General features: G+C 65.4%; 19 protein-coding genes. 6 read left to right on the top strand and 13 right to left on the bottom strand.

Translation table 11 applies throughout. From position 1 onward, the window contains the following. Nucleotides 1-13: 13 nt before the first annotated feature. From BMZ97_RS28855 to BMZ97_RS28845, 3 genes are all read right to left on the bottom strand, one after another. A complete protein-coding gene (locus tag BMZ97_RS28855) occupies nucleotides 14-1,153 on the bottom strand; it encodes an ABC transporter substrate-binding protein (protein WP_092177964.1) in 1,140 nt (379 codons plus the stop codon). Nucleotides 1,154-1,343: 190 nt separating this feature from the next. Continuing rightward, on the bottom strand, nucleotides 1,344-2,027 hold the full coding sequence (locus tag BMZ97_RS28850; protein ID WP_092177962.1) for a GntR family transcriptional regulator: 684 nt from the start codon (nucleotides 2,025-2,027) through the stop codon (nucleotides 1,344-1,346). A gap of 39 nt (nucleotides 2,028-2,066) precedes the next feature. Continuing rightward, nucleotides 2,067-2,903: an isocitrate lyase/PEP mutase family protein gene (locus tag BMZ97_RS28845; RefSeq protein WP_092177960.1), complete on the bottom strand. Its 837-nt coding sequence runs from the start codon at nucleotides 2,901-2,903 to the stop codon at nucleotides 2,067-2,069. A 125-nt stretch (nucleotides 2,904-3,028) separates the two neighbouring features. Between BMZ97_RS28845 and BMZ97_RS28840 the strand changes: the two genes are divergently transcribed. Both BMZ97_RS28840 and ssb read left to right on the top strand, forming a co-directional pair. Beyond that, the gene (locus BMZ97_RS28840) at nucleotides 3,029-4,525 is read left to right on the top strand and encodes an FAD-binding oxidoreductase (protein ID WP_244546657.1); all 1,497 of its coding nucleotides are present in this window, start codon (nucleotides 3,029-3,031) and stop codon (nucleotides 4,523-4,525) included. A gap of 167 nt (nucleotides 4,526-4,692) precedes the next feature. Next, entirely contained in the window at nucleotides 4,693-5,232 is a 540-nt protein-coding gene (gene ssb / locus BMZ97_RS28835; RefSeq protein WP_092177957.1) for a single-stranded DNA-binding protein, read from the top strand. Nucleotides 5,233-5,633: 401 nt separating this feature from the next. On the opposite strand, the gene BMZ97_RS28830 is transcribed toward ssb, so the two are convergent. Both BMZ97_RS28830 and motA read right to left on the bottom strand, forming a co-directional pair. Further along, nucleotides 5,634-6,503 carry a flagellar motor protein MotB gene (locus BMZ97_RS28830; protein WP_092177955.1) on the bottom strand — a complete coding sequence of 290 codons (870 nt, stop codon included), beginning with the start codon at nucleotides 6,501-6,503 and terminating at the stop codon, nucleotides 5,634-5,636. Between the two features lie 28 nt (nucleotides 6,504-6,531). Next, entirely contained in the window at nucleotides 6,532-7,389 is an 858-nt protein-coding gene (motA, locus tag BMZ97_RS28825) for a flagellar motor stator protein MotA (RefSeq protein ID WP_092177953.1), read from the bottom strand. A gap of 569 nt (nucleotides 7,390-7,958) precedes the next feature. On the opposite strand from motA, the gene BMZ97_RS28820 reads away from it, so the two are divergent. Continuing rightward, nucleotides 7,959-9,545 (top strand): ABC transporter substrate-binding protein, encoded by a 1,587-nt coding sequence (locus tag BMZ97_RS28820; RefSeq protein WP_092178014.1) that lies wholly within the window; start codon nucleotides 7,959-7,961, stop codon nucleotides 9,543-9,545. Nucleotides 9,546-9,722: 177 nt separating this feature from the next. Here BMZ97_RS28820 and BMZ97_RS28815 read toward each other — a convergent pair whose 3' ends face one another. After that, complete coding sequence (locus BMZ97_RS28815; protein WP_092178012.1) at nucleotides 9,723-10,193, bottom strand: VOC family protein; 471 nt, start codon at nucleotides 10,191-10,193, stop codon at nucleotides 9,723-9,725. A gap of 188 nt (nucleotides 10,194-10,381) precedes the next feature. Here BMZ97_RS28815 and BMZ97_RS28810 point away from each other — a divergent pair, with 188 nt between their 5' ends. Next, nucleotides 10,382-11,497: a M20 family metallopeptidase gene (locus BMZ97_RS28810; protein WP_092177951.1), complete on the top strand. Its 1,116-nt coding sequence runs from the start codon at nucleotides 10,382-10,384 to the stop codon at nucleotides 11,495-11,497. A gap of 190 nt (nucleotides 11,498-11,687) precedes the next feature. Here BMZ97_RS28810 and gyrA read toward each other — a convergent pair whose 3' ends face one another. After that, nucleotides 11,688-14,453: a DNA gyrase subunit A gene (gene gyrA, locus BMZ97_RS28805; protein ID WP_244546656.1), complete on the bottom strand. Its 2,766-nt coding sequence runs from the start codon at nucleotides 14,451-14,453 to the stop codon at nucleotides 11,688-11,690. Nucleotides 14,454-14,711: 258 nt separating this feature from the next. On the opposite strand from gyrA, the gene BMZ97_RS28800 reads away from it, so the two are divergent. Next, a complete protein-coding gene (locus BMZ97_RS28800; RefSeq protein ID WP_069691952.1) occupies nucleotides 14,712-15,344 on the top strand; it encodes a MarC family protein in 633 nt (210 codons plus the stop codon). Nucleotides 15,345-15,466: 122 nt separating this feature from the next. Here the strand turns inward: BMZ97_RS28800 and BMZ97_RS28795 are convergent, their stop codons facing one another. Continuing rightward, nucleotides 15,467-17,254, bottom strand: coding sequence for a peptide ABC transporter substrate-binding protein (locus tag BMZ97_RS28795; RefSeq protein WP_092177949.1), 1,788 nt, complete (start codon nucleotides 17,252-17,254; stop codon nucleotides 15,467-15,469). A gap of 297 nt (nucleotides 17,255-17,551) precedes the next feature. Here BMZ97_RS28795 and BMZ97_RS28790 point away from each other — a divergent pair, with 297 nt between their 5' ends. Then, the gene (locus tag BMZ97_RS28790; protein ID WP_092177947.1) at nucleotides 17,552-17,752 is read left to right on the top strand and encodes a hypothetical protein; all 201 of its coding nucleotides are present in this window, start codon (nucleotides 17,552-17,554) and stop codon (nucleotides 17,750-17,752) included. A 190-nt stretch (nucleotides 17,753-17,942) separates the two neighbouring features. On the opposite strand, the gene BMZ97_RS28785 is transcribed toward BMZ97_RS28790, so the two are convergent. From BMZ97_RS28785 to BMZ97_RS28765, 5 genes are all read right to left on the bottom strand, one after another. Continuing rightward, complete coding sequence (locus BMZ97_RS28785; RefSeq protein ID WP_092177945.1) at nucleotides 17,943-19,136, bottom strand: E22 family MetX-like putative esterase; 1,194 nt, start codon at nucleotides 19,134-19,136, stop codon at nucleotides 17,943-17,945. Between the two features lie 117 nt (nucleotides 19,137-19,253). Continuing rightward, nucleotides 19,254-21,008, bottom strand: a complete 1,755-nt coding sequence (locus BMZ97_RS28780; protein WP_092177943.1) for an AsmA family protein — start codon at nucleotides 21,006-21,008, stop codon at nucleotides 19,254-19,256. A gap of 136 nt (nucleotides 21,009-21,144) precedes the next feature. After that, a complete protein-coding gene (locus BMZ97_RS28775) occupies nucleotides 21,145-22,824 on the bottom strand; it encodes an ABC transporter permease (RefSeq protein ID WP_092177941.1) in 1,680 nt (559 codons plus the stop codon). Further along, a complete protein-coding gene (locus tag BMZ97_RS28770) occupies nucleotides 22,821-23,834 on the bottom strand; it encodes an extracellular solute-binding protein (RefSeq protein WP_092177939.1) in 1,014 nt (337 codons plus the stop codon). The genes BMZ97_RS28775 and BMZ97_RS28770 overlap by 4 nt, the downstream gene beginning before the upstream one ends. A 194-nt stretch (nucleotides 23,835-24,028) precedes the next feature. Continuing rightward, on the bottom strand, nucleotides 24,029-25,039 hold the full coding sequence (locus BMZ97_RS28765; RefSeq protein ID WP_175525788.1) for a DUF2865 domain-containing protein: 1,011 nt from the start codon (nucleotides 25,037-25,039) through the stop codon (nucleotides 24,029-24,031). Nucleotides 25,040-25,182: the final 143 nt, after the last annotated feature.

The raw sequence follows: 25,182 nt of genomic DNA, 5'->3' as shown, positions 1-25,182 counted from the left end.
GGCCGCAGCGGCCTCAGTTGCTGATCTTCGGCAGGCGGCCGATGATCTTCTGGCGGCCGTCGACGACCTCGGCGAGGAAGCTCTCGCGCTGGACGTCGCCGTTTTTGTCGAAGGTGGTCTCCATCAGGATGCCCGGCTCCTCCGCCGGCGTGATGGTGGCGCCGTGCAGCATCGCGGCGAGCTTGGTCGGCTCGAACTTGCCCTGCTTCTCGGTTGCCCATTTCACGGCATGGACCGCCATATAGCCCTTGATGCCGTTATGGTCGGGCAGGAAGTTGAAGCGTGCCTGGAAGCGCTTGCCGAACTCCTGCAGGGCCGGGATCGGAGCGTCGATCGTCTGGCCGACATGGCCGCGCACGCCTTCGGCCGCCTTGCCGGCGAGCTCGATCACCTTGGAACTCAGGATCGTGGTCTCGCCGATGATCGGCTTGCCGACCTTCTGGTCGTTCAGGGCGACGAGCAGGCGGGCGCTCTCCTCCTCGTTCAAATAGACGAAGACGGCGTCGGCCTGGATGTTCTTGATCTTGATCGCGTCATTGGTGAAATCGGCCTGGCCTTGCTCGGTCGAGAGGTCGACGGCGACCTTGATGTCGCGGCCCGCGAGCTCCTTGACGATAGCGTCATGGCCGCCTTTGCCGAAGTCGTTGTTGACCCAGACCACGGCGACCGACTTCGCCTTGACCACGTCCTTGAGATAGGCCGCGATCTTGGGCATCGACGCCGTCTGGCTGAGCGAGGTGCGGAAGATGAAGGGGTTGCCCTGCTGGGTGTAGGCCGCGCCGTCGCCGGCCGCGAGCTGGGCGATCTCGGCGCGCTGTGCCACCTGCATCGAGGCCAGGATCGAGCCGGTATAGACCGGGCCGAGCACGGCATGGGTGCCCTCGTCGATGGCGCGTTGCACGGCGGCGCGCGCATTGGCCGGATTGGTCTGGGTGTCGTAGGCGACGAAGTCGATCTTGCGGCCGAGAATGCCGCCCTTGGCGTTGATCTCCTCGACGGCGAGCTCGATCCCGCTCTTCCAGTTGACGCCGGCCGTGGCGCCGGGGCCGGAGAGCTCGGCGATGGTGACGAGCTTGACCTTGTCCTGGGCGAGCGCTGGCGACGCGGCGGCGAGCGCAGCCGCCAATGCGGCCGCCTTCAGCATGAACTTCATCGGATCCTCCCGAGATCACAGCGGCCTTGAATGGCTCTAGTCACGATCATAGTCTGTAGGACACTGTATGCAAGATGGATTTGCGTACGGTTGGTGTCGTTGGTGGTGCGAATGGGCTAGCCCGGATCGTCGCTTGCCGAGCGGGGCAGGGCGATTGCAGTGAGGCGCTGTGTCTGGGACCGGGCGGTTCTCAGCCGGCGCTCGCGCGCCGCAGGACATCACCATAGGCGTCCCGGGCGCGCAGGATGTGCTGGCGCAGCAGGCCGTCGAGATCCGCCAGGCGGCCACTGGCGAAAGCCTCGACCATCAGGCGGTGTTCGCTCATGGAGCGGGCCTGCTCGCCTTCCAGCGGCACCGAGAGATGCGTGCGCAGCGCCGCGACCCGGCCCGAGACGCTGCGATAGGCATTGCCGAGATAGCGGTTGCCGCAATGCAGGAAGAAGACCTCGTGGAAGCCGGTATCGGCGCGCGCATAGTCATGGCGCGTGCCGCTGGCCTGGGCCGCATCCATAGCCGCGATCGCACTCGCCATGCCGTCCAGCGTCGCCTCCCGCGCGGTTGCCAGGCATTCGCGCAGCGCGTTGGTTTCCAGCATGAAGCGGAAGGTGCAGAGTTCGGCGACATCCTCGGCCGTGGGCGCAAAGACGAAGGTGCCCTTCTTCGGCACGATGGTGACGAGGCCCTGCAGCTGGAGGCGGGCCAAGGCCTCGCGTACCGGCGTGCGGCTGACGCCGAGCGCGCTGCTCAGCGCATCCTCCGAGAGCGCCTCGCCGAAGCGCATCTCGGCGTCGATGATCGCCTTGCGCAGGCGTTCCTCGACGATGGTGACCAGCGATTTCGGTTGCTGGACCTTGAAACGCCTGATCGCCTTCATGCTCGTCACGTTTCGGCCCTCCGCGATTCGATGCCGGTATCAGGCATAATGCTCGCGGCCGAGAAAGGCTTCATAGCTCGGCAGGTCCAACATATTGGCCTCCAGGCCGCGCGTGGTGCCGCTGCGCTTCAATTCGCGGGCGAAGGCCGTCATCATATGGACGTAGGCGAGGGTAGACGAGACGGGATAGCTGAGCAGTTTGAATCCGATGCGGCCGAATTCTTCGGCAGTGAGTGAAGGCACGCGGCCCTCGACATAGTTGAACATCAGGGGTGCCTCGATCTCGCGCAGGGCCTGGCGCATCTCGTCTTCGGATTGCAGCATCTCCAGCAGGACGAGATCGGCCCCGGCCTGCGCATAGGCCTTCCCGCGCGCGATTGCCTCGTCTAGGCCCAAAGGCAGGCGCGCATCCGAGCGGCCGATGATCAGGAAATCGGGATCGCGCCGCGTCGCGACCGCGATGCGGATTTTTTCGGCATGCTCCTCGCGCGTGACCAGGGCAAGGCCGGCCATGGCGCCGCAGCGCTTGGGCGTGACCTGGTCCTCGAGATGGATCGCGGCGACGCCGGCGGCCTCGTATTCGGCGACCGTGCGGGCGACGTTGTTGAGGTTGCCATAGCCGGTGTCAGCGTCCGCGATGACCGGAACCGGGACGGCGGCGGCCAAGGCGCGGCCACGCGCCACCATCTCGGTCATGGTCAGCAGGCCGATATCGGGCGCGCCGATCAGGCTGGCGGAGAGGCCGTTGCCGGTCATGTAGACCGCCTCGAAGCCGGCCTGCGCGATGGCGCGCGCGCCGATCGCATCATGGCAGCCGGGGGCGACGACGAGGCCGGGCTGGCGCAGCCTGTCGGCGAGGGAATGGCGAGGGCTCACGGCAATCTCCGTCTTGTATGCAAGATACAGAACCTTGCACGAGACGGGCTTGTATGCCAGTCCTCGGTGATGCCGGGACGGCGCGCAACCGCACTGTCCCGCGCCCGCTTCGACCGGAGATTGCCGTGACAGCCGTCCTGCCAGCCTCGCGCTCCCTTGATACGGCTCCCGCGGAGGGCGGGCTCGCTCCGGCGCTGGCGGAGGCGCTGCGCGCGCTGCTCGGCCCCCGCTTCTCGACCTCGCTGGCTGAGCGCGAGCATCATGGCCGCGGCGAATCCTACCATGCCAGCCGCCCGCCCGACGCTGTCTGCAGGGCGCAGACGACTGAGGAGGTCGCGGCGATCGTGCGGCTCTGCGCTGAGCACGAGACCCCTGTGATCGCCTTCGGCGCGGGCACCTCGTTGGAGGGCCATATCGCGGCCTTGCAGGGCGGGGTAAGCCTCGATCTTTCCGGCATGACGCGCATCCTGGCGATCCGGCCGGAGGATTTCGACGCGACGGTCGAGGCCGGCGTTACCCGCCAGCAGCTCGATGCGGCGCTGCGCGATGTCGGGCTGTTCTTCCCGGTCGATCCGGGGGCCGAATGCACGCTGGGCGGTATGGCGGCGACGCGCGCCTCGGGCACCAATGCGGTGCGCTACGGCACGATGCGCGAGAATGTGGTGACGCTCACCGTGGTGATGGCCGATGGGCGCATCATCAGGACCGGCGGGCGGGCGCGCAAATCCTCGGCTGGCTACGATTTGACCCGGTTGTTCGTCGGCTCGGAGGGAACGCTCGGGATCATCACTGAGGTGACGCTGCGCCTGCACCCGCTGCCCGAGGCGGTCTCGGCGCTGGTCTGCTCTTTCGCCACGGTGGCGGGCGCGGTCGAGGCCGTCACGGCGGTGATCCAATGCGCCGTGCCGGTGGCGCGGGTGGAACTGGTCGATGCGCGGGCGATCACGGCGGTGAACCGGCATTCGAAGCTGGAGCTGGCGGAGACACCGACCCTGTTCTTCGAGCTGCATGGCAGCCCCGCCGAGGTCGAGCAGCAGGCCAGGACGGTGGAGGGGATCGTCGGCGAGCATGGCGCGACGCATCTTGCCTGGGCGACCGACGCGGAAGAGCGGCGCCGGCTCTGGCGCGCCCGGCACAACATCCATTACGCGCTGCAGGCGATGCGCCCGGATGCGCGGATCTGGAGCACCGACGTCTGCGTGCCGATCTCGCAGCTCGCGCCCTGCCTTGCGGCGACGCAAGCCGATATCGAGGCGGCGAGCTTCTATATCGGCACGGTCGGCCATGTCGGCGACGGCAATTTCCATCTCGGCCTGGTGATCGACCCGAATTCTCCGGCCGAGCTCGCTGAGGCGAAGCGCTTGAACGAGCGCCTGATCGAGCGCGCCATCGCCTGCGACGGCACCTGCACCGGCGAGCACGGCATCGGCTATGGCAAGGCCCAGTTCATGGAGCGCGAGCATGGCGAGGCGGTCGACGTCATGCGGGCGATCAAGCAGGCGCTCGACCCGCTCGGCATCCTCAATCCTGGCAAGGTCCTGCCCGGCAAGACCCAGGCCGGCAAGACCCAGGCCGGCAAGCTCCTGCCCGGCAAGGTTTTGCCAGCGGCGGCGCGGAGTTGATCGGGGCGCATGCGGGCCCCGGCAAAATCGAATCACGAATTCCGGGGACAACCCTAGTGAAGGCTCTTGAACAAAACAAGAACATCGTTGATAGTGGCGTCACGGATCGGTAGGGTCCGGCTCCGGTCGATGGCCGGTTTCGATGTGCGCAGGAAATGGAGCCTCTCATGGCTGGTAGCGTCAACAAGGTCATTCTGGTCGGCAATCTCGGGCGCGATCCCGAGGTGCGGCGCCTCGGCAGCGGCGAGCCCGTGGTCAATCTGCGGATCGCGACCTCCGAAACCTGGCGCGACAAGCAGTCGGGCGAGAAGAAGGAGCGCACCGAGTGGCACTCGGTCGTGATCTTCAACGAGAACCTCGCCAAGGTCGCCGAGCAATATCTGAAGAAGGGCTCGAAGATCTATATCGAGGGCCAGCTCCAGACCCGCAAATGGCAGGATCAGTCGGGTGTGGAGAAATACACCACCGAGATCGTGCTGCAGCGCTTCCGTGGCGAACTGACCATCCTCGACAGCCGGGGGCAGGGCGGTTCGGACGAATATGGCGAAGGCGGCGGTGCGATGGAGGATCGCTCGGGCGGCGGCAGCTCCTTTGGCCGGTCGAGCCCGATGGGCGGCGGCAATGCGCCGCGCCAGCCCGCCATGGCGGGCGGCGGCGGTGGCGGCCGTTCATCCTCGACCCATCTCGACGACGATATTCCGTTCTAGCGAATACCTATGACGGTTATGTAAGGAATAAGGCACTAAGGCGTTGTTCTACAACGCCTTTTTGCTTTTTACCAATATCTGTCGGTTAGAGCCGGTTTCAGATAGTGCGGAACTTTCGCATTTGTAGAAAATTTCAGCAGTGTCGCACGTTGTCTGCGGGTCGAACTTGATTGGGAAGGGCGATTGGTCCGTCCGATCCGAGCCACGGCGCGCAGCGGGATCATGGCACGCTTGAAGCTTGCTTCGCCGGTTAGGCGTTGTGCATAGGCGGTTCGTGACTTCGGGCAGCGCATCGACGTCTCCGAGGCCATGATCCACGTCGCAATGGTCAGCCTCTTACGTCGTGTCAGCCAATGAGCTCAATCTCAAGCGATCTCTGAGGCGGCCGAGGCGCCTTGTCGTCAGCGAAAGGCGCTCGGGGGCAGCGGCGGCGGCTCATTGAGCAGCGTGATCGTCACCCGTCGGTTCGGCGAGATGTAGGGATTGTCGGGGAAGACCGGCTCGGTGTCGGCGCGTCCCACCACGGAGGTGAAGCGGTCGTCGGGGAGCCCGGCGCCCGACAGGATCTCGCGCACGGCGAGCGCGCGCCCGGCGGTGAGGCTCCAGGGATTGACGGCCCGCTCCGAGCCCGGGCGCGCGGCGGCCGTGTGGCCGGTGACAGACAGGCGGTTGGGCATCCGGCGCAGGGTGGGCGCGAGCGCCTCCAACACGCGACGTGTGCGCTCGTGGGGCTGGACCGCGCCCTCGGGGAACATGGAGCGGCCTTCCTGGTCCACGAGGGAAACGTTCACCCCGTCCTTGGTCGCCTCGATCATGATGTTGCGCGAGAGCTCGGCAATTTCGGGCATGTTCTGGAGCGCCTGCCGGAGGCTGGCTATGGCGCTTTGGTTGTCCTGCACGCTGGCGGCCGGGCGGTTGACCTCGCGGTCGCTGGTGCGGCCCGGGTTGGCCCGATGCGTTCCGTCCTCCTTGGTGAGGCCCATCGTCGCGTCGCGGGGCGCCGACGACTTGCTGCCTGACGTGTCCAGGGCGGTGCCCCACAGCATGCCGCCAGAGCCACTGGTGCTAGGACTCAAATTCGACGGCGCGAAGTATTCCGCCAGGCCGATCTTCTGCTCCTGCGTCGTCATGCTAATCAGCCACATCAGCAGAAAGAACGCCATCATGGCGGTCACGAAGTCCGCATAGGCGATCTTCCAGGCTCCGCCGTGGTGCGCATGAGCGGCCTTCTTGACCTTCTTGATGATGATCGGCTGGATGGGCTTGGTCATCGTGTCCCTACTGGAGATTGGGTCAGGTCTAGGCGGGCAGACCGGCGGTTGCCGCTTCCACTTCGCTGAAGCTCGGGCGGACGTCGCTAAACAGAGCCTTGCGGGCAAATTCTACCGCCATCACCGGCGGCTGACCGCTGATATGGGCGAGGAGACCCGCCTTGAGTGAAAGGTAGTATTTGGATTCCGCCTCGAAGAGGCTCTTGAGCGACTGCGCCATGGGCCCGAAGAAGCCGTAGGCGACGAAGACGCCGAAGAAGGTGCCTACGAGCGCGCCGCCGATCAGATGTCCCAGCACCTCCGGCGGCTCTTTGATCGCCCCCATCGTCTTGATCACGCCGAGCACGGCGGCGACGATGCCGAGCGCCGGTGTTCCGTCGGCGAGCGACTGCATGGCCGCAACGATACGCTCCTGCTCCTGGTGGTGCGTCTCCAGTTCCTCGTCCATGAGAGCGTCTATTTCGTGGACGTTGTTGGCGCCCTGCGTCAACATGCGCATGTAGTCGCAGACGAACTCGACCGCATGATGGTTCGCCGCAAAAGTCGGGAAGGCGTTGAACAGCGTCGACTCGCTCGGATTTTCAATGTGCTGCTCGACCGCGAGCATGCCCTTCTGCCTCACGAGCTTGTACAATGAGTACTGCATCCCCAGCAGTTCGACATAGGATTCCTGCTTGTATTTGGGGCCCTTCACGAGCGTGCCGAGCATGGCGGGCACGGCCTTGAGCACCGGCCCGGTGTTGCCGATGACGAAGGCGCCCATCGCTGCACCGAGGATGATAACAAACTCGAACGGCTGCCAAAGGACCTCGAGGTGGCCACCCATAGCCGAGTAGCTGCCGAAGACGCAGAGGAAGACGATGATTGCGCCGACGATGAGCCGCATGGTTTGCCATCCTTGCGCCGCAGCAAATACTGCCCGCGCGAAGCCACTACTGGTCTGGCGAAATAACCGATCGAGGTTAACGGCGAGTTCAGAGCCATGGTGCCACGGCTTTGTAAGCGTCTTACTCCGGCCACGGCTTTGAGGCTTGGGGCGGCAAAGTAGGCCCAGGGAGGAAATCGGCGGGCAATGAGTCTCCGCCAATCCCGGTGATCGGCGTCCAACAGGGAGCCGTTTCTCGGGGTTATCGACGCTGCGTCGCTTTTGCGCTCGTTGGATCGACCGGCGGGAGCGCGTATGTCGTTGCCGATACGTGCCTTTTCGCCTGCCTTGCGATTTTCCGTTCGACTCTTCCCTTCTAGGCCGGTCCAGTCTCCCGGCGGCGAGCGAAGTCGGCTTTATGCTTAGGCAAGCATTCAACCCGGGCGGTTCGGACGAGGTCCGGGCCGCCCGGCTTTTTGATCGTCTCCACCGGTGGGTTGCCGCGCATTGGCATGCCGCTTGCCTGATTTTGGCTGCAGGATAGGCTCTCGCCCATGCTGCGCTTCCGGTTCAGCGAGAGGAGGTCGATCATGTCGACACGGCGTAGGTTCATCCAGCTTGGCGCCGCGGCGCTGGCCTTGCCCGCTCCGCATATCGGGCGTGCGGCCGACAAGAGTGTGCTGAAATTTGTGCCGCAGGCCGATCTCGCCGTGGTCGATCCGATCTGGACGACGGCGACGGTGACGCGCAACCACGCCTTCATGGTCTACGATACGCTGTTTGGGCAGGACGAGACCTACAAGGCCCAACCGCAGATGGCCGAGGGTGCGGTCGCCGATGCCGATGGCAAGGTCTGGACGATCAAACTGCGCGACGGCCTCGTCTTTCATGACGGCGCGCGCGTGCTGGCCCGCGACTGCGTGGCGAGCCTGAAGCGCTGGGGCAAACGCGATTCCTTCGGCCAGACGTTGCTGGGGCTGACCGACGAGCTCACAGCCGTCGATGACAGGACGCTGCAGTTCCGCTTGAAGAAGCCGTTCCCGTTGCTGCCCGATGCGCTCGCCAAGATGACCGCCTTCATGCCGGTGATCATGCCGGAGCGACTGGCGAACACGGACGCCTTCACCCAAGTCACCGAGGTCGTCGGCAGCGGCCCGTTCCGCTTCGTCGCGGCGGAGCGCCAATCCGGCAGCCGTGCCGTCTATGAGAAGTTCGCCGGCTATATTCCGCGCAGCGGCGGCGTGCCCGGCCGCACTGCCGGACCCAAGATCGTGAACTTCGACCGAGTCGAATGGCATACACTGCCCGATCCGGCGACGGCCGCAGCCGCTTTGCAGAGCGGCGAGATGGACTGGGTCGAGCAGCCCTTGCCCGATCTGCTGCCGATGCTGGCGAAGAATCCCGCGATCGAGGTTGCGATCAAGGAGACGACCGGTGCGGTTGCGATCATGCGGATGAACCATCTGCATCCGCCCTTCGACAATCCGGCGATCCGCCGAGCGATCCTGCTGGCGATCGACCAAGCCGAGTTCATGGAGGCGGTCGGTGGCCCCGATAAGAGCCTGTGGCGCCCTGGCGTCGGCGTGTTCCCGCCGGGCACGCCACTGGCGAGCGATGCCGGCATGGAGGTGCTCAACGGCCCGCGCGATGTCGGCAAAGTCAAGCAGGCGCTGGCGGCGGCCGGTTATAATGGCGAAAAGGTCGTGCTGCTCGGCGTCACCGACCTCGCCAATCTCAAGGCGGAATGTGAGGTCGCCAACGAGATGCTGATGCGCATCGGCATGAATGTCGATTATCAGGCGATGGATTGGGGCACCGTCGTCGCGCGACGCGCCAAGAAGGAGCCGCCGGCGCAAGGCGGTTGGAACTGCTTTTTCACCGGTTGGGCCGGGCTCGACATGTTCGACCCCGTCGGCCATCTCTCGCTGCGCGGCAATGGCGCCAATGCCTGGCCGGGCTGGCCGGTGGCGCCCAAGATCGAGGCGCTGCGTGATGCCTGGATCGAGGCGCCCGACCTTGCCGCGCAGAAGGCGATCGCGGCCGAGATCCAGAAGCAGGTCTTCGAGGACGTGCCCTATGCACCGCTCGGCCAGTATTTCCAGCCCACTGCCTATCGCAAGACGCTGACCGGCGTGCTGGCGAGCTTCCCGACCTTCTGGAACGTCAAGCGAGTGTGAGGGGCGAGGCCTTCAAGGCGGGGCTCTCGTTATTGGAAATACGCGCCGTCATCCCGGACAAGCGGCGTAAGCCGCGCTGATCCGGGATCCATTCCTGAGCCGTTCCGGAATGGATCCCGGGTCTTCGCTTCGCTGCGCCCGGGATGACAGCGCGCTTCTGTTGGCTAAAGGGGATGCTCATCCCGCCGCGGCGCGCTCCAGCGCGGCGATGTCGATCTTGGTCATCTGCATCATGGCCTGCATGACCCGGCCCGCCTTGGCGGAGTCCGGGTCCATGTTGAGTTCCAGCAGCCGGTCGGGCGTGACCTGCCAAGATAGGCCGTATTTGTCCTTGAGCCAGCCGCATTGGCTGGTCTGGCCGCCTTCGCCGAGCTTCTCCCAGAAATAATCGACCTCCTCCTGCGAGCCGCAATGGATCAGGAGCGAGATCGCTTCGGTGAACTTGAAATGCGGCCCGCCATTCATGGCGGTGAGCTGCAGGCCTTCGAGCTCGAAGGATGCGCAGAGCACGCTGCCCTTGGGGCCGGGACCTGCATCGCCGGAGCGCATCACCGGGCCGGGCTTCGCATTCTTGAAGACCGAAAGATAGAACGCGACCGCCTCCTCTGCCTGATTGTCGAACCATAGGAAGGGCGTGATCTTCTGGATGCCGGGCATGTTGTCCTCCATCGGGGCTGTCGCGGTTGGGTTGGTTGCCGCCTATACTTAACCATATGGTTAGGTATAGGCGGCAGGTTATGTCAACCTGCAATTGCAGCTCGCCATGCGGTGAGGGCAGGGGTGCCGCGCCAGGTCGCGTCCTTGCTTGCGCCATGCTTCTTGGCGAAGCTTGCGACATGAGCACAATTGATCCCACCGTTTCCGCCCTGTCCGTCTGGCTTGCCTTGGAGAGCCCCACCCACCATGCGCCCGGCGTGAACGGGATGATGGATCTCGTCGCCAAGGAGGTCGAAGGGCTGCCGATCGCGGTCGAGCGCCTGCCGGGCCGCGATGGGCTCGGCGACAGCCTGATCCTGCGCGCCGGCCCCAATAATGGCGAGCTTGCCGTCGCGGTGATGTCGCATCTCGATACGGTCCATCCGGTTGGCACGAGCGCCAAGGATCTGCCGGTACGCGTCGAGGGCGACAAGCTCTATGGGCCGGGCGCCTGCGATATGAAGGGCGGGGCCTGGCTTGCGCTGCAGGCCTTCAAGGAGGTCGCGATCGCGGGCTCGGCCAAGCGGCCGATGGTCTTCCTGTTCACACCCGATGAGGAGATCGGCTCGCCGACGACGCGTGGCGTGATCGAGGAGATTGGGCGCAAATCGGCAGCCGTTCTGGTGACGGAACCGGCACGCGATGGCGGCCGCATCGTCACCGCGCGCAAGGGCGTCGGCCGCTTCGACGTCAAGCTGGAGGGTAGGCCCGCCCATTCCGGCACGCGCCATGCCGATGGCCGCAGCGCCATCCGCGAGGCGGCGCATCAGATCCTGGCGATCGAGGGCATGACCGATTATGCGCGCGGCATCACGACCTCGGTCGCGCTGGTCGGCGGCGGCACGGCCGCCAATGTGATTCCGCAGCACGCCTGGTTTTCGGTCGATTGCCGCGTCACCAGCCTCGCCGATGGCGTGATGATGGAGAACCGCATCATCGGACTGACGCCGCGCGACCCCGATGTCGTGATCAAGGTCACGGGCGGGATGAACCGGCCGCCTTATGAGAAATCGACTGCCGTTGCGGGGCTGTTCGAGACGGCGCGCGGCATCGCGGCGGGGATCGGCTTCGACCTGCAGGATGTGCCGATGACCGGCGGCGGCTCGGACGGCAATTTCACCGCAGCGCTGGGCATTCCCACGCTGGACGGGCTCGGCATCGACGGCGGCGGCGCCCATACGCTGAGCGAGTATGGGCTGGTCTCCTCGATCGCGCCGCGCCGGGCGCTGATCAAGGGGCTGCTGGAGACGATTTGAGGCAGTTCCGCCTGTCTGGACAACCGCGTCATCCTGGGCGCCATCACACCGGCTCCGGTTTTCGGCCGGCTCGATGGCAGGCTCCGCGAGCTCCGGGATGGCCCGTAGGGTCGAGGGCCAATAGAGAGCCAAGAAAAAAGGGGCTGCAGCGATGCAGCCCCTTTCTGTTTCGTCGCCTCCGGCGAGGGGATCACTCGCCGCCATTCTCCTCCGGCGCCGAGCCGGCCTCGGCCTCGCCTTCGCCCTCATCATCCCCGCCATCGTCGCTGACGCGCTCGACCGAGACGACCTTTTCGTCCTTGGCGGTGTCGAAGATGGTGACGCCCTGCGTCGAGCGACCCTTGACGCCGATCTGGTCGACCGGGCAGCGGATGAGCTGGCCGCCATCGGTCACCAGCATGATCTGGTCGCTCTCCTCCACCGGGAAGGAGGCGATCAGATTGCCGTTGCGCTCGGTCGTGGCCATGGCGACGATGCCTTTGCCGCCGCGCCCGGTGATCCGGTACTCATAGGCCGAGGTGCGCTTGCCGTAGCCGTTCACCGAGATGGTCAGGATGACCTCCTCGGCCTCGGAGAGCTCGACATAGCGCTCCTGGCTGATCTCGGCATTGCCGGTCGCCTCTTCGCCATCGCTCGCCGCGGTGTCCTCGCCGATCTCACCGGCGATGGCGCGGCGCAATTTGAGGTAGGCCTGGCGCGTCTCGCCGTCGGCCTCGACATGGCGCAGGATCGCCATCGAGATGACGATGTCGCCCGAAGCCAGGTTGATGCCGCGCACGCCGGTCGAATCGCGGCCCTTGAAGACGCGCACCTCCGGCACCGGGAAGCGGATGCACTGGCCGAGCGCCGTGGTCAGCAGCACGTCGTTGTCCTCGGTGCAGATCTGCACGTCGACGATGGCGTCGCCCTCGTCGAGCTTCATCGCGATCTTGCCGGCACGGTTGACGTTGACGAAGTCCGACAGCTTATTGCGCCTGACGCCGCCCGAGGCGGTGGCGAACATCACGTCGAGCTTCTCCCAGCTCTCCTCATCCTCCGGCAGCGGCATGATCGTGGTGATGCGCTCGTTCAGTTCGAGCGGCAGCATGTTGACCAGCGCCTTGCCACGCGCGTTCGGCGCCGCCAGCGGCAGCCGCCAGACCTTCTCCTTGTAGACCTGGCCATGCGAGGAGAAGAACAGCACCGGTGTGTGCGTGCTGGCGACGAACAGACGCGCGACGAAATCCTCGTCGCGGGTGGCCATGCCGGAGCGGCCCTTGCCGCCGCGCTTCTGCGCCCGATAGGTCGAGAGCGGCACGCGCTTGATGTAGCCGGCATGAGACACGGTGACGACCATGTCCTCGCGCGCGATCAGATCCTCGTCGTCTAGGTCGGAACCCCAATCCTGGATCACCGTGCGGCGTGGCGTGGCGAAGGCGGCCTTTACCTCGACCAGCTCGTTCTTGATGATCGTCTGGATGCGGACGCGCGAGCGCAGGATCTCGAGATAGTCGGCGATCTCGGTGGCGAGCTTCGACAGCTCCTCGCCGATTTCGTCGCGGCCCAGAGCCGTCAGGCGGGCGAGGCGCAGTTCGAGGATCGCCTTGGCCTGGGCGTCCGACAGCTTGTAGGTGCCGTCGGCATTCATCGGATGGCGCGGATCGTCGACCAGCGCGATCAGCGGCGCGATGTCCTCTGCCGGCCAGTTGCGCTCCATCAACGAAGCATGGGCGGCGGCCGGCGTCGGCGCAGTGCGGATCAGGCGGATGACCTCGTCGATATTGGCGACGGCGGTGGCGAGGCCGCAGAGCACATGGGCGCGCTCGCGAGCCTTGTTGAGCAGGAAGCGGGTGCGCCGTGAGACGACCTCTTCGCGGAACTCGACGAAAGCCGCGATGAAGTCCTTGAGGTTCAGGACCTCCGGCCGGCCGCCGGTCAGCGCCACCATATTGGCGCCAAACGAGGTCTGCAGCGGGGTGAAGCGGTAGAGCTGGTTCAGCACGACATCGGCGACCGCGTCGCGCTTGATCTCGATGACGACGCGCACGCCCTCGCGGCTGGATTCGTCGCGCAGGTCCGAGATGCCCTCGATGCGCTTTTCGCGCACCAGATCGGCGATCTTCTCGACCATCGAGGCCTTGTTCACCTGATAGGGAACCTCGGTGACGATGATCGCCTCGCGCTCCTTGCGCAGTTCCTCGATATGCGTCTTCGAACGCATCACGATCGAGCCGCGGCCGGTGTGATAGGCGGAGTGGATGCCGCTGCGGCCCATGATCGAGGCGCCGGTCGGGAAGTCCGGGCCGGGCACGATCTCGATCAATTCGTCGATCGAGATCTCGGGGTTCTCGATCAGCGCGATGCAGGCATCGATGACCTCGCCGAGATTATGCGGCGGGATATTGGTCGCCATGCCGACCGCGATGCCGCCGGCGCCGTTGACGAGCAGATTGGGGAAGCGCGCCGGCAGGACCTTCGGCTCGAGCTCCTTGCCGTCATAGTTCGGCTGGAACTCGACCGTGTCGAGGTCGAGATCCTCCAGCAGCGACATCGCCGCCTTGTCGAGCCTGGCTTCGGTATAACGATCGGCTGCGGCGCTATCGCCGTCCATCGAGCCGAAATTGCCCTGGCCGTCGATCAAGGGCAGGCGCAGCGAGAAATCCTGCGCCATGCGCACGAGCGCGTCATAGACCGCGAGATTGCCGTGCGGATGGTATTTACCCATCGTGTCGCCGACGATGCGGGCGCATTTGGTGTAGGATCGGTCGGGCGTGTTCTTGTTCTCGTGCATCGAGAACAGGATGCGCCGGTGCACGGGCTTCAAGCCGTCGCGGACGTCGGGCAGAGCGCGGCTCACGATCACGCTCATGGCGTAATCGAGATAGCTCTTCTTCATCTCGTCGGTGATCGCGATCGGCTTGATGTCGCCGCCGAAATGCGGCTCGTCCGGGCGCTTGTCGTCTGTGTCGTCGCTCAAGGGATTGGGTCCCGATTCCTGCTATTTTTCAGGCTTCTGGCTACCCGATTCCGGCCGGGGAAGCCAGTGTGGCGACTGGCTTTTCGGGGGAAAAATAAGCCATTTAAATCAAATGGTTGCGAGCCTCTGAGATGCGGCGGCGCCGCCCGTTCCACAATGCTGCCTTGATTGGCGGCGGAAGCGACCTTTCGGAGCCCTGTCCAACCCGTTCCACCTTCGCGCTGGCGGTCGCGCCTGCGGCATGGCTTACTGCCCGCGATGAACCTCGATTTCCTCACCTCCGCGCTGGTGACCTTGCTCGTCACGCTCGACCCGCCGGGGCTCGCGCCGATCTTCCTGTCACTGACGCGCGGCATGACGGGCGATGAGCGCAGGCAGGTCGCGGTTCGCGCCTGCATCATCGCGTTCGGCATCATGGCCTTCTTCGGCGTGGCGGGGGACATCGTGCTGAAGGCGCTCGGCGTCTCGCTGCCGGCCTTCCGCATCGCTGGCGGGTTGTTGCTGTTCTGGATTTCGTTCGAGATGGTGTTCGAGCGCCGCAACGAGCGCAAGGCGCAGACCGCCGAGATCGCGATCACGCAGGACCATATCCGCAATGTCGCGGCCTTCCCTCTGGCGATCCCGCTGATGGCAGGGCCGGGCGCGCTGACGGCGATGATGCTGCTGGCAGGCAGGGCTGAAGGCAACCCGCTGATGCTGGCTTCGCTCGCCGTGATCTGCGGCCTGGTGATCCTGTCTTGCCTTGTCGTCTTCCTGCTGGCAGTGCCGATGGCCCGGCTGCTCGGCGTCACCGGCAATGTCGTGCTGACGCGCCTGCTCGGCGTAATCCTGGCGGCGCTCGCGGTGCAATTCGTAATCGATGGGGTGAAGGCGGTGATCACCGCGGGGTAGGGCGGTTCACTCTGTCCCGGCGCCTGCCAGATATGAAAAGCCCGGCGGATCTAATCCGCCGGGCTTTCTTATTGCGAAGCAGCCCCTCGCGGAGACGGTGTCTCCGCGAGGCTCGCTGACGCTTAGCTGCGATACCAGGCCGCGAGGTTCCAGGTATCGACGTCCCAGCCGCTATGGTCGTGCGAAAGGCTTTGCGCCGCCGCCACGACCTTGGTCCTTGAAAGGACCGGGAGGATGACGTTGGCCTCGCAGAAGATCTCGTTGACCTTGATCAGCAGGCCGGCGCGCTTGGCCGGATCGAGCTCCTTCTGGGCGGCCTTGTAGGCCTCGTCAGCCGCCGGGTCGGAGTAGCGCGAGACGTTGCGGCCCAGCCATTTGTTCTCCTTGTTGGCGATCTCCCAGGAGGTGAACTGGTTGAGGAAGCGCTCGGGATCGGGCTGCGGCTGCGTCGTGGTGTACATCTCCATGTCGACATAGAGCTTGGTGTAGGTGTCGGGGTTGGCGACGTCGGAGGAGAAGAACACCGAGGCCGTGACCGACTTCAGCTCCAGCTCGATGCCGGCGCGCTGGCAGGCCTGCTTGACGATGGCCTGGACCTTCTGGCGCGGGGCGTTGATCGAGGTCTGGAAGACGAATTTGAGCTTCTTGCCATCCTTCTCGCGGACGCCGTCGGCGCCCTTCTTCCAGCCCGCCTCGTCAAGAACCTTGTTGGCCTTCTCGATGCTGAACTCGTATTTCAGCTTGCTCGACTTGAACTGCTTGGGCTCGTTGACGAAGCTCGCCGTGGCGACGCCGCCGCGGCCATAGATGAACTTCTGGATGGAGTCGCGGTCGATCAGCAGGTTGATCGCCTGGCGAACGGCCGGATCGGACAGCGTCGGGTGCTTGGTCTTGACGCTGGAGCGCTCGCCATCGACCTCGGTCCACGGATCGGTCGTGTTCAGGGTGATGAACTCGACGTCGCCCGCGGGCGCGGCGCTGATCTTGCCGCGGCCGCCGGTCTCCAGGCGCTTGAGCACTTCGTCTTCGACCAGCGTATCCCAGGCATAGTCGTATTCGCCGGTCTGCAGCACGGCGCGTGCCGCCGAGACCGCGTCACCGCCGCCCTTCACTTCGAGCGTGTCGAAATGCGGCTGGTTCTTGACGTGATAGTCCTCGTTGCGCGTGCCGGCGAGGATATCGCCCGGCTTGAAGTCGGCGAATTTGTAGGGTCCGGTGCCGACGGGCTTCAGATTGGCCGGGGCCTCGCGCGATTTGGCACCCTTGTACTCGGCGAAATGATGCTTCGGGATGATCATGCCGGCGACGCCGACGAAGGGGTCGGCCCAGAACGGCGTCGGCTTGCTGAAGATCACCTTGACGGTGAGATCGTCGACCTTCTCGACCTTGATGTCCTTGTAGGCGCCGGTGGTGTAGGCGGCCGTCGCCGGATCGGCGGCATACTCCCAGGTGAAGACGACGTCGTCGGCGGTGAGCGGCTTGCCGTCATGCCACTTCACGCCCGGCTTCAGCTTCCAGGTGACGCTCGTGCCGTCTTCCGAGAGGCCGCCATTCTCCTTGCTCGGAACCGCAGCGGCGAGCTGCGGGATGAGGTTGCCTTCCTTGTCCCAGCCGGCCAGCGGCTCATAGAAGATGCGGGAGGCGATCTGATCCTTGGTGCCGGAGGCGAAATGCGGGTTCAGCAGCGTCGGCGCCTGCCAGAGCAGGAGCTTCAGCGGCCCGCCGCCGCCGGCCTTGGTCGGCTTGTATTCGAGCGTGGCGTTGGCCATCGCGACATTGTTCCAGGCGAGAATCTGGCTCGCGATCGGGGCGCCGATGCCAAACGCCGCCATCTTCTGGATGAAGGAGCGTCGCGATAGACGACCTTCTTTCAGATTTTGCACCATACCTTGGATATGCTGACTATTCATAACTTGCCTTCGCATCGCATCGACAAGATGCCGATCAAGAAATTGATCAGATCTAGTCTTATTTTATCAAATCCAAAGCATGGTTATGCTTTGGCCGCAACTCCCCTCGTAAGAGCCACAACCTTAAGCCCGGCTTAAAGCGGCTGAGGGTGCAGGGCGTTTAGACCCGCTTGCTCCTCATTGCGGACATTCCTTAAATCGCTACCAGCTATCGAGGACCGTCGGTCGGCTGCGAAGGAGCCGAACCAGGCCGAAGACGTACGAATTTCAGAGAACGGAAACTGGACGGAGCTCTCGATGACCAGAGGCGGTTGGGTTGCCAAGGTCTTGCTCGCGCTCGCGGGAGTGTTCGCCGCGGCGTTCGTGAGCGACGAACTGATCGGCGGAGGCGCGCTGGGATGGACGGCAGCCGGCGCCATCATCGCCCTAACCGTAGGGCCGCTATTATTGTCCCTGATCGCCTGGCGTCGGGAGCAAGACAGCCGTTCCGGCCGATAGGGGCGCACCTGTGGCTCTGGCCGGGCTGGGGAACCCCGCTCCCGCATGCTTCAGAAAGCGGCGCCCTCTTCCCTTCTCCCGCATCAAAGTCGGCTGTTGCCGACTTTGACACTTTGGGTTGCCCATCTCGGGCAAGCCCGAGATGGGCGGGAGAAGGGACGAGGCGCGATTGGCCGACAAGGGACGAGAGCTATTTCTCCAGAAACGCCCGGATTGCGCCTTCGGCTTGCTTCATCGAGATAACGCCGTCGAGATGGCCGCGCGTGCCCTGGATGAAGGCCTGGGTAACGTTGACGCCGCCCTTCTTGAGCGTCTCGGCGGTGCGCTCGATCGCGTCCGCGGTGAAGACGAGGTCCTTGGGCTGGCTGATCAGCAGGATGGGCGCCTTGATCTTGCTGGCCGCGTCCGCGAGCGAGATGCCGCCGGCGGCGTAGAGTTGGTTGGCCTTGACGAGATAGAGGAAATGGTTGGCGTCCGAGACTTTTGCGCGGGCCTCGCCGGCACTGTCCAAAATGCTCTGGACCTGGAACTTGTTGGCGAGCGCCTTGGCCGGAGCGTCGCCCTCCTTGGCAGGACGGCGGCCGAAGGTGCCGTTGGTCCAGTCGCCGTGATTGGCCTGGAGCGTGACCACGGCCAGCGCCTTGGCGAGGCCGGCATTGGGCGGGGTCTTGCCGTAGTAATCACCCTTGTTCCAGTTCTGGTCGACCAGGATGGGGGCGGCCCAGACGTCGAGCCAGGCGATGAGCTGCGCGTCGGCCTCGGCCGCGCCGATCACCGGCATCGCCTTGGCGACCATCTCGGGATAGCTCGCCGCCCATTCATAGGTCTGCAGCGCGCCCATCGAGGGGCCGGCGACCAGGGCCAGCTTCCTGATGCCGAGACTTTCGATCAAAGCCTTCTGGACATTGACGAAATCGCCGATTGTTACGACCGGGAAGTCGAGCGCATAGGGCTTGCCGGTGTCGGGATCGATCGAGGCGGGGCCGGTTGTCGTGGTCTTGGGGTCGCCCGTGTTGAGATTGACCAGCGTATCGGAGGAGAGGACGAAATATTTGTTTGTGTCGATCGCCTTGCCAGGCCCGACAATGGCGTCCCAGTAGCCGGGAGCAGCGTCCGCGGCGGCGTATTTTCCGGCGGCATGCGAGTTGGCCGAAAAGAAATGGCAGATCAGGATCGCATTCGACTTGTCGGCGTTGAGCGTGCCGTAGCTCTCCCAGCCGACCTTGACGTTCTTGAGGGTTCGGCCGCCCTGCGTGGTGTAGCTCGGCAGTTCGAAGATCTTCTTCTCGACGATCAGCTCCTGCGCCTGGGCTGTGCCCGTCGTGATCATGCCCGTCATCATCAATCCCACGACGCCGACCGCGCCTGCAATCCAGTACTTCATGCCGATTTCCTCCCCTTGAACGACCGTCCGGCGGCCTTGGAAGGCATGAGAGCGGAATTCGCCCCGCAATGAAAGCCGTAAAAAGCGGCGTGCCAGACCTTGCTGGCCAGACCCTGTTCAGCGCAGCAGCTGCGTCGGAAAAGCCGTGGCTCCGCGCGACAGCGCCTCGGTGTCGAGCTCCAGCGTCGGGTTGTCGAGCGGACCCTTGAAGGTGAAGGGTAGGCGGAGCGGGCCATTGCTGGGCGTGAGCAGGAGGCCCATTTCATAGGCGCGCTCAGGCAGGGAGACCTGGCCGGCCAGCGTCAATTGGTAACCGGGTCCGATCATCTGCGCATCGGTCACCATCGCGACGCCATTGGCGATGCTGAGATTGACGGCCGCTGTGTCGAACGGGGTCTTGCCTTGCCGCCAGTCGCGCGCCACGAGGCTCGGATTGCGCTCCATCCGGCGCAGCAGCTCGCCGAAGGCGACGCCGCCGAGTTCGCCCTGGCGCAGGCTCAGGCCGACCTTGCCGCTGAGTGAGGCGACGACCTCTTCAGAGGACGCGCCGAGACCATCCAGCGCGATTTGCAGCGTACCGGTGCCGCCGAGCTTCGCCAGATCCGGCACATCGCCGGCAGCCTTGCCGAGATTGACCTTGTCGAAGCCGCCCTGGAGCTTGACGTCGACGCCGCCCGGCGCCGCCAGCGCCAGGAACCGACCCTTCACGCTGCCACCATAAGCACCGGCGCGCAGCAGCCCAGCCTCGAAACGCCCTTTTTTGATCAGGAGATAAGTCGCGACATCATCGAGCCGCGCGCCATTGACCCTGGCTGCATCGACGGAGATGCGCAGGTCGATGTCATGGGCGGTCCAGGCGTCGAAATCGAGCGGGGCGCTTTCGTTCTCCGGCGCAGTGACGGGCAGCACGCCGAGGCGACCGTAGAGCCGGCCGAGATCGAGCGTCGCACCAGCCAGCGTGCCGGACAGGGCCAGCCGCCCGCCGACGTCGCCGAGCTTGATCGCCCCTTCGAGCCGCTCGCCTTCGAGGTTGACGACGGCGTTGCTCAGCGAGGCCTCATGCGGCTTGATCTGCGCGTCGGCGGTCAGCTGCAGCGGGCCGATCGCGGAGGCCAGACGCGGTGTTTCGCCGAACCAGCCGAGCAGTTCGGGCAAGGTCTTGGTCACAAGCGAGAGCCGGCCGTTGACGACGGGGTCGTTCAGGCCGCTGCGAGTGCCCTCGAATTGCAGGTTCATCACGGGTGAGGCCGCCGTCAGCGCCAGCCGCGCATTCGCGCCGGCCATCGGCCAGAGCAAGCTGACCTGCGTTGGCACGCCGCGCCAGGTCAACGAACCCGACAGGCTCAGCGGCTCGCCGGCGTCGCGGTCCTGGAGGACAAGGTTGACGTCGCGCAGGATGGTGCGGATCACGCCCTGCGCCCGCATGAAGACCGAGCCGGCAGTGATGATGATGCGGCTCTGGACTTTCAGCCTCTCGAGATAGGCCAGGGGCGGAGTGAGCCAGTCGCCGAGCCCGTCATCCGTGCCTGCTACCGCGACATCGATCTGCGGCACGACCAATTCGATGCGGTCGAACCTGAACTGCCCGATGAGCAGAGGCAGAATGCGCGCGCGGGCCTTGATCCGCAGGGCGGAGCCCGCCAGGAGGTCGTCGCGCTGCCGGAAGGTGACCTTGGACAGGCTGATGCGCGGCAAGGGCAGAAGCGCGATCTCGGCGCGTTCGAGCCCAGTGACCTCGAGCCCTGTGCGCAGCTCGATGGCCGCGATCACACGCTGTTCGACCCGCCCAACCGCGATGCTCCAGGATTGCAATCCGAGCAGTACGACGGCGATGACGAGGCCGTAGGCGAGAATGGAGGCGCGTCTTGTCATGAGCCTTTGCGTGGCGAGAATCCGGCCTGAAGCCGGTTTTCGGCCGGTGTCCGGTTTATGACGATGCCAAGACCTTGTCGAGATGATGGACCTCGTCGGGGTGACCGGCCTTGTCGAGAACCTGCCTTGTCGTGTTTCAGACAGACTTGCCGCCCGCCCGCGCCAGGATGATGGCGGGATAGAGGCCGGCCAGCACGATCAGCAGGCTGGCGAGCGCACCGTCCTCGAAGCTGCCGCGCGAGGCATGGCCGTAGACGATCGTTGCCAGGGTGTCGAGATTAAGCGGCCGCAGCAGCAGCGTCGCCGGCAGCTCCTTCAGGCAATCGACGAAGACGAGCAAGGCCGCAGCCGTGATCGCCGGGCGCATCAACGGCCAATGTACCCGCCGCAGCAATTCGGGCGCTCCGGCGCCGAGCAGCCTGGCGGCGTCGTCGATGCGCGGCGATACCCGTGCGAGTCCGCTTTCGATACCGGCAATCGCGATAGAGAGGAAGCGCACGGTATAGGCGATGACAAGCGCGGCGCCGGAGCCGATCAGAAGGAGGCCCGGATTAACGCCCAACCAGGTCTGCGCGGCGTCGGCCAGCCTGTTGTCCAGTGCCGCGAGCGGCACCAGCAGGCCCAGCGCCAGCACCGTGCCGGGCACGGCGTAGCCGAGCGAGGCCGTGCGCGCCAGAGCCGGGAGCCAGGCCTCGCGCCCAAGCCGGCTGGCCGCCGCGATGGCCAGCCCGAGCGCGACGACGAGGCCTGAGGCGAGGCTCGCGAGCAGCAGTGCATTGGCGAAGTTTCGCAGCAAGGCGGCGTCGACCTGCTCCAGCAGACCGTGCGACAGCACCTCGCGGAGCAGGAAGCCGATTGGCAGGAGCGCGCCGAACAGGACGGGCAGGGCGCAGATGAGCGCGGCACCGAGGGCCGCGCGCCCGGTGAGCCTGATGCGCCCGACGGGGCGCGGCTGGCGCACCGAGAGCGCGAAGCGGCGCTGGCCGCGCAGGCGTTTCTCGATAAGGATCAGCCCGACCACCATCACCAGCATGACGCAGGCGATCTGGGCTGCGCCGGGCAGCGAGCCCCGATTGACCCAGGTCGTGTAGATCGACAGCGTCAACGAGCGCACGCCGAGATACTCGGTGGCGCCGACATCGTTCAGGGTTTCCAGCAAGGCGAGCGTCAGGCCGGCGGCCAGAGCCGGGCGCGCCATCGGCAGGCCGATGCGCCAGAACAGGCGCCGTCGCGAGGCGCCTAAAGTGCGCGCCGCCTCGACCATCGCCGCGCCCTGCAGGCCGAAGAGCGCCCGCACGCTGAGATAGACGTAAGGGTAGAGCACGAGCGCCATGATGACGATCGCGCCGACGAGATTGCGGGGGTCGGGAAACCAGTAATCGCGCAGCGAGCGCCAGCCGGTGAGGGCCCGCAGAACCGTCTGGAACGGCCCCTGGAAGCCCAGGAATTCCACGTAGATATAGGCGGTGATGTAGGTCGGCATCGCCAGCGGCAGGACCAGCAGCCATTCGAAGGCGCGCCGACCCGGAAACTCATATTGCGTGACGAGCCAGGCGGTTGCGACGCCGATCACCGCGCAGAGCGCACCGACGCCGAGCAGCAGCCGCAAGGTGTCGCCGAGTGCCCGGGGAATGACGTTGGTGGCGAGATGCGGCCAGATCTGCGCGGCCGCCGGCGAGAGCGCGGTCAGCGCCAGCGCGATGAGAGGCGTGGCGACGAGCCCCGCGCCGAGCAGCGACGCCCAGGCAAAACGCGTCGACGGCCGCCATGGGAATGACGGCCGTCGCAGCGATCTGGTGGGGGCGCCCAGGCTCAATTGTCGAAGCCGACCTTGTCGACGAGATCGGCCGCGGCCTTGCGGTTCCTGGCGATGTCGGTCAGCGGCGTCTTGTCGGGCGTGATCGCGCCGAGCAGCTTGACGGCGGCGCTCTCCTTGACCTCGGCATTGACCGGGAATTCGAAGTTGCCGTCGCCATAAAGCTCCTGCGCCTTCGGGGTGAGCATGTATTCGATCAGCTTGACCGCATTGTCCTTGTTGGGCGCATTCTTGGCGATCGCGGCGGCTGAGACGTTCACATGGGTACCGCCGTCGGCGAAGGTCGTCTTCAGCGGCTTGATCGCGTCGTACCAGCCCTTCTGCTCGTTCTTAGCCTGGCTCATCAGGCCGATGTAATAGGTGTTGATCAAGGCGATGTCGCACTGGCCAGAGAGGATATCGCGGGCGACGTCGCGGTCGCCGCCACCGGGCTTGCGGGCGGTGTTGGCCTTCAACGCCTTGAGATAGCCTTCCGTCTTCTCGGCGCCGTTGCGGGCGAGGTAAGCGGCGAAGAAGGCGTTGTTATAGGGGTGCTGGCCGGCGCGGATGCAGAACTTGCCCTTCCATTTCGGGTCGGCGAGATCCTCATAGGTGATCGCGTCCTGCTGCACCCGGTCCTTCGAGACGATGACGATGCGGGCGCGCTTGGTCAGGGTGATCCAGCTGTCGTCGGGACCGCGCAATTGCACCGGCACGATCTTGTCGACGGCAGCCGACTTGACCGGCTGGGTGATGCCGGCGTCCACGGCCGCGTTGATCTCGCCGACATCGACCACCAGCATCACATCGGCAGGGCTGTTGGCACCCTCCGCCTTGATGCGCTCCTGCAAGCCGTCCTTCAGGAACACGGCGTTGACCTTGATGCCGGTGTCCTGGGTGAAGGCGGCGAGCACCGGGTTGAGCAGGCCGGGCTCGCGCGTGGTGTAGAGGTTGACGTTCTGCGCCATGACCGGTGTCGCCAGCAAGCCGGTGGCCAGCGCCAGGGCGGACAGATGGGTGGAGTGGATCATGGGGCGCTCCCTCTCGATTAAAGGCCCGCTTCTGGGGCTTGAGGCCGGGAGGCGTAGTGGCAGGCTGGCGTTGCGTCAACAGAAAATGGAGCAAGATCAGAGACTTGAAGGCGTTCTAATCTGGCATCACTTTAGGCGAATTCTAAAGACTGGACGGTTGCCCAACCTGCCTTTTTTCAGCGGGGAGGCCAGGATCAGGGCTGCGTCGAGGATGTCGCGATCGGAATGATGCGGGCCTGCCCACGCGCGGCGGGATCAAGCGTGCCGCGCAGCGGGACCGCATCGCTGACGATGCTGTCGTCATGCAGACTGGCCTCGCGCAGGAGCATCTGCCGGCGCAGGCCGCGCGCCTGCGCCTCCATGCGTGAAATGCCGACGCGCTCGTCGATCTGCTGGCGCTGGCCCTTGCTGAGCTCGGAGGCCTTGCGGAAATCGCGGAAGTCGCTGGTGCTGTAAGGCCAGCGCGAGCCACCCATGAAGGTGCGGACCTTGCCGTCAAGCACGACGCTGTCGCCGGGACGCAGGGTGAAATCGCGCAAGAGCGAGACCCGACGCTCTCCGGCCTGGACGATCGCAGGCCGGCAAGCGGGATCGGCTGAGGTCTCATGGCCATGGGCTACGGGCAGGGCGGAGTAGCGCTTGCCGTCGGCGGCCTGGGCTTCCTCGATGGTCGCAGCACCAGCGGCGACCCGGAAGACCTTGACGGGGATGCCCGGATTCATCGCCTGGCAGAGCGCCTCATGCGCCTTCATGTCGGACTGGTTGCGCAGATAGCCGATCGGCGCGTGAAAGCCGTCGCACAGGCGCACGCAGATGGTGCGGGCGACATCGGCTGCGCCGGAGACCGTATCGAGCCGGACCGCTTGCTGTGTTCTGGCCTGCTGAGTCTTGGTCTGCAGTGTCTTGGCGTGCTGGCGTTGCGCCACGTCGGCGGGCGCGTCATGCGGTCGGAACGGGTTGAGGCTGACCGTGGGGTGGGCGATGCGCCCATCGGCCTGCGTGCGCCAGAGCGGCAATTCCCAGCGGCTGCGAGAGGGCGCGTAGGCGGTCGGCGCGGCGGGGGCTGAGGCTGCGTGCTGCGCGCTGCGGCGATTGGCGCCTTCCTGCAGCAGAAAAGTGCGGACGCCCGCATCGTCTTCGGCCTGGACGAGAGAGATGGTGAAGATCGCGCCGCCCGCGCCCAGCGCCAAGCCCAGCCCTGTCATCGCGATGAGCCTGGTCGCACGGTGGCCCCGTGACGCAGATGGCGTTGCGGTGCTTGCGGCGACAAGACTTTCACTGCGGGAAAAACCTCCCGCCGGGACTTCACGGACACGTAACATCGCGTCGACTCCACCCTACGCTTGTT

The sequence above is a fragment of the Allobosea sp. OK403 genome (assembly GCF_900113835.1).
Taxonomy (GTDB): Bacteria; Pseudomonadota; Alphaproteobacteria; order Rhizobiales; family Beijerinckiaceae; genus Allobosea.
Note: the sequence above shows the minus strand (reverse complement) of the source record. Positions and strands in the feature narration are given on the sequence as shown.

What these genes read in the sequence shown, in the direction of transcription:
- BMZ97_RS28855 (WP_092177964.1), bottom strand. Translation starts at nt 1,153, where the DNA reads ATGAAGTTCATGCTGAAGGCGGCCGCATTGGCGGCTGCGCTCGCCGCC.
- BMZ97_RS28850 (WP_092177962.1), bottom strand. Translation starts at nt 2,027, where the DNA reads ATGAAGGCGATCAGGCGTTTCAAGGTCCAGCAACCGAAATCGCTGGTC.
- ssb (WP_092177957.1), top strand. Translation starts at nt 4,693, where the DNA reads ATGGCTGGTAGCGTCAACAAGGTCATTCTGGTCGGCAATCTCGGGCGC.
- BMZ97_RS28830 (WP_092177955.1), bottom strand. Translation starts at nt 6,503, where the DNA reads ATGACCAAGCCCATCCAGCCGATCATCATCAAGAAGGTCAAGAAGGCC.
- motA (WP_092177953.1), bottom strand. Translation starts at nt 7,389, where the DNA reads ATGCGGCTCATCGTCGGCGCAATCATCGTCTTCCTCTGCGTCTTCGGC.
- BMZ97_RS28820 (WP_092178014.1), top strand. Translation starts at nt 7,959, where the DNA reads ATGTCGACACGGCGTAGGTTCATCCAGCTTGGCGCCGCGGCGCTGGCC.
- BMZ97_RS28810 (WP_092177951.1), top strand. Translation starts at nt 10,382, where the DNA reads ATGAGCACAATTGATCCCACCGTTTCCGCCCTGTCCGTCTGGCTTGCC.
- BMZ97_RS28800 (WP_069691952.1), top strand. Translation starts at nt 14,712, where the DNA reads ATGAACCTCGATTTCCTCACCTCCGCGCTGGTGACCTTGCTCGTCACG.
- BMZ97_RS28795 (WP_092177949.1), bottom strand. Translation starts at nt 17,254, where the DNA reads ATGAATAGTCAGCATATCCAAGGTATGGTGCAAAATCTGAAAGAAGGT.
- BMZ97_RS28790 (WP_092177947.1), top strand. Translation starts at nt 17,552, where the DNA reads ATGACCAGAGGCGGTTGGGTTGCCAAGGTCTTGCTCGCGCTCGCGGGA.
- BMZ97_RS28785 (WP_092177945.1), bottom strand. Translation starts at nt 19,136, where the DNA reads ATGAAGTACTGGATTGCAGGCGCGGTCGGCGTCGTGGGATTGATGATG.
- BMZ97_RS28780 (WP_092177943.1), bottom strand. Translation starts at nt 21,008, where the DNA reads ATGACAAGACGCGCCTCCATTCTCGCCTACGGCCTCGTCATCGCCGTC.
- BMZ97_RS28770 (WP_092177939.1), bottom strand. Translation starts at nt 23,834, where the DNA reads ATGATCCACTCCACCCATCTGTCCGCCCTGGCGCTGGCCACCGGCTTG.
- BMZ97_RS28765 (WP_175525788.1), bottom strand. Translation starts at nt 25,039, where the DNA reads ATGACAGGGCTGGGCTTGGCGCTGGGCGCGGGCGGCGCGATCTTCACC.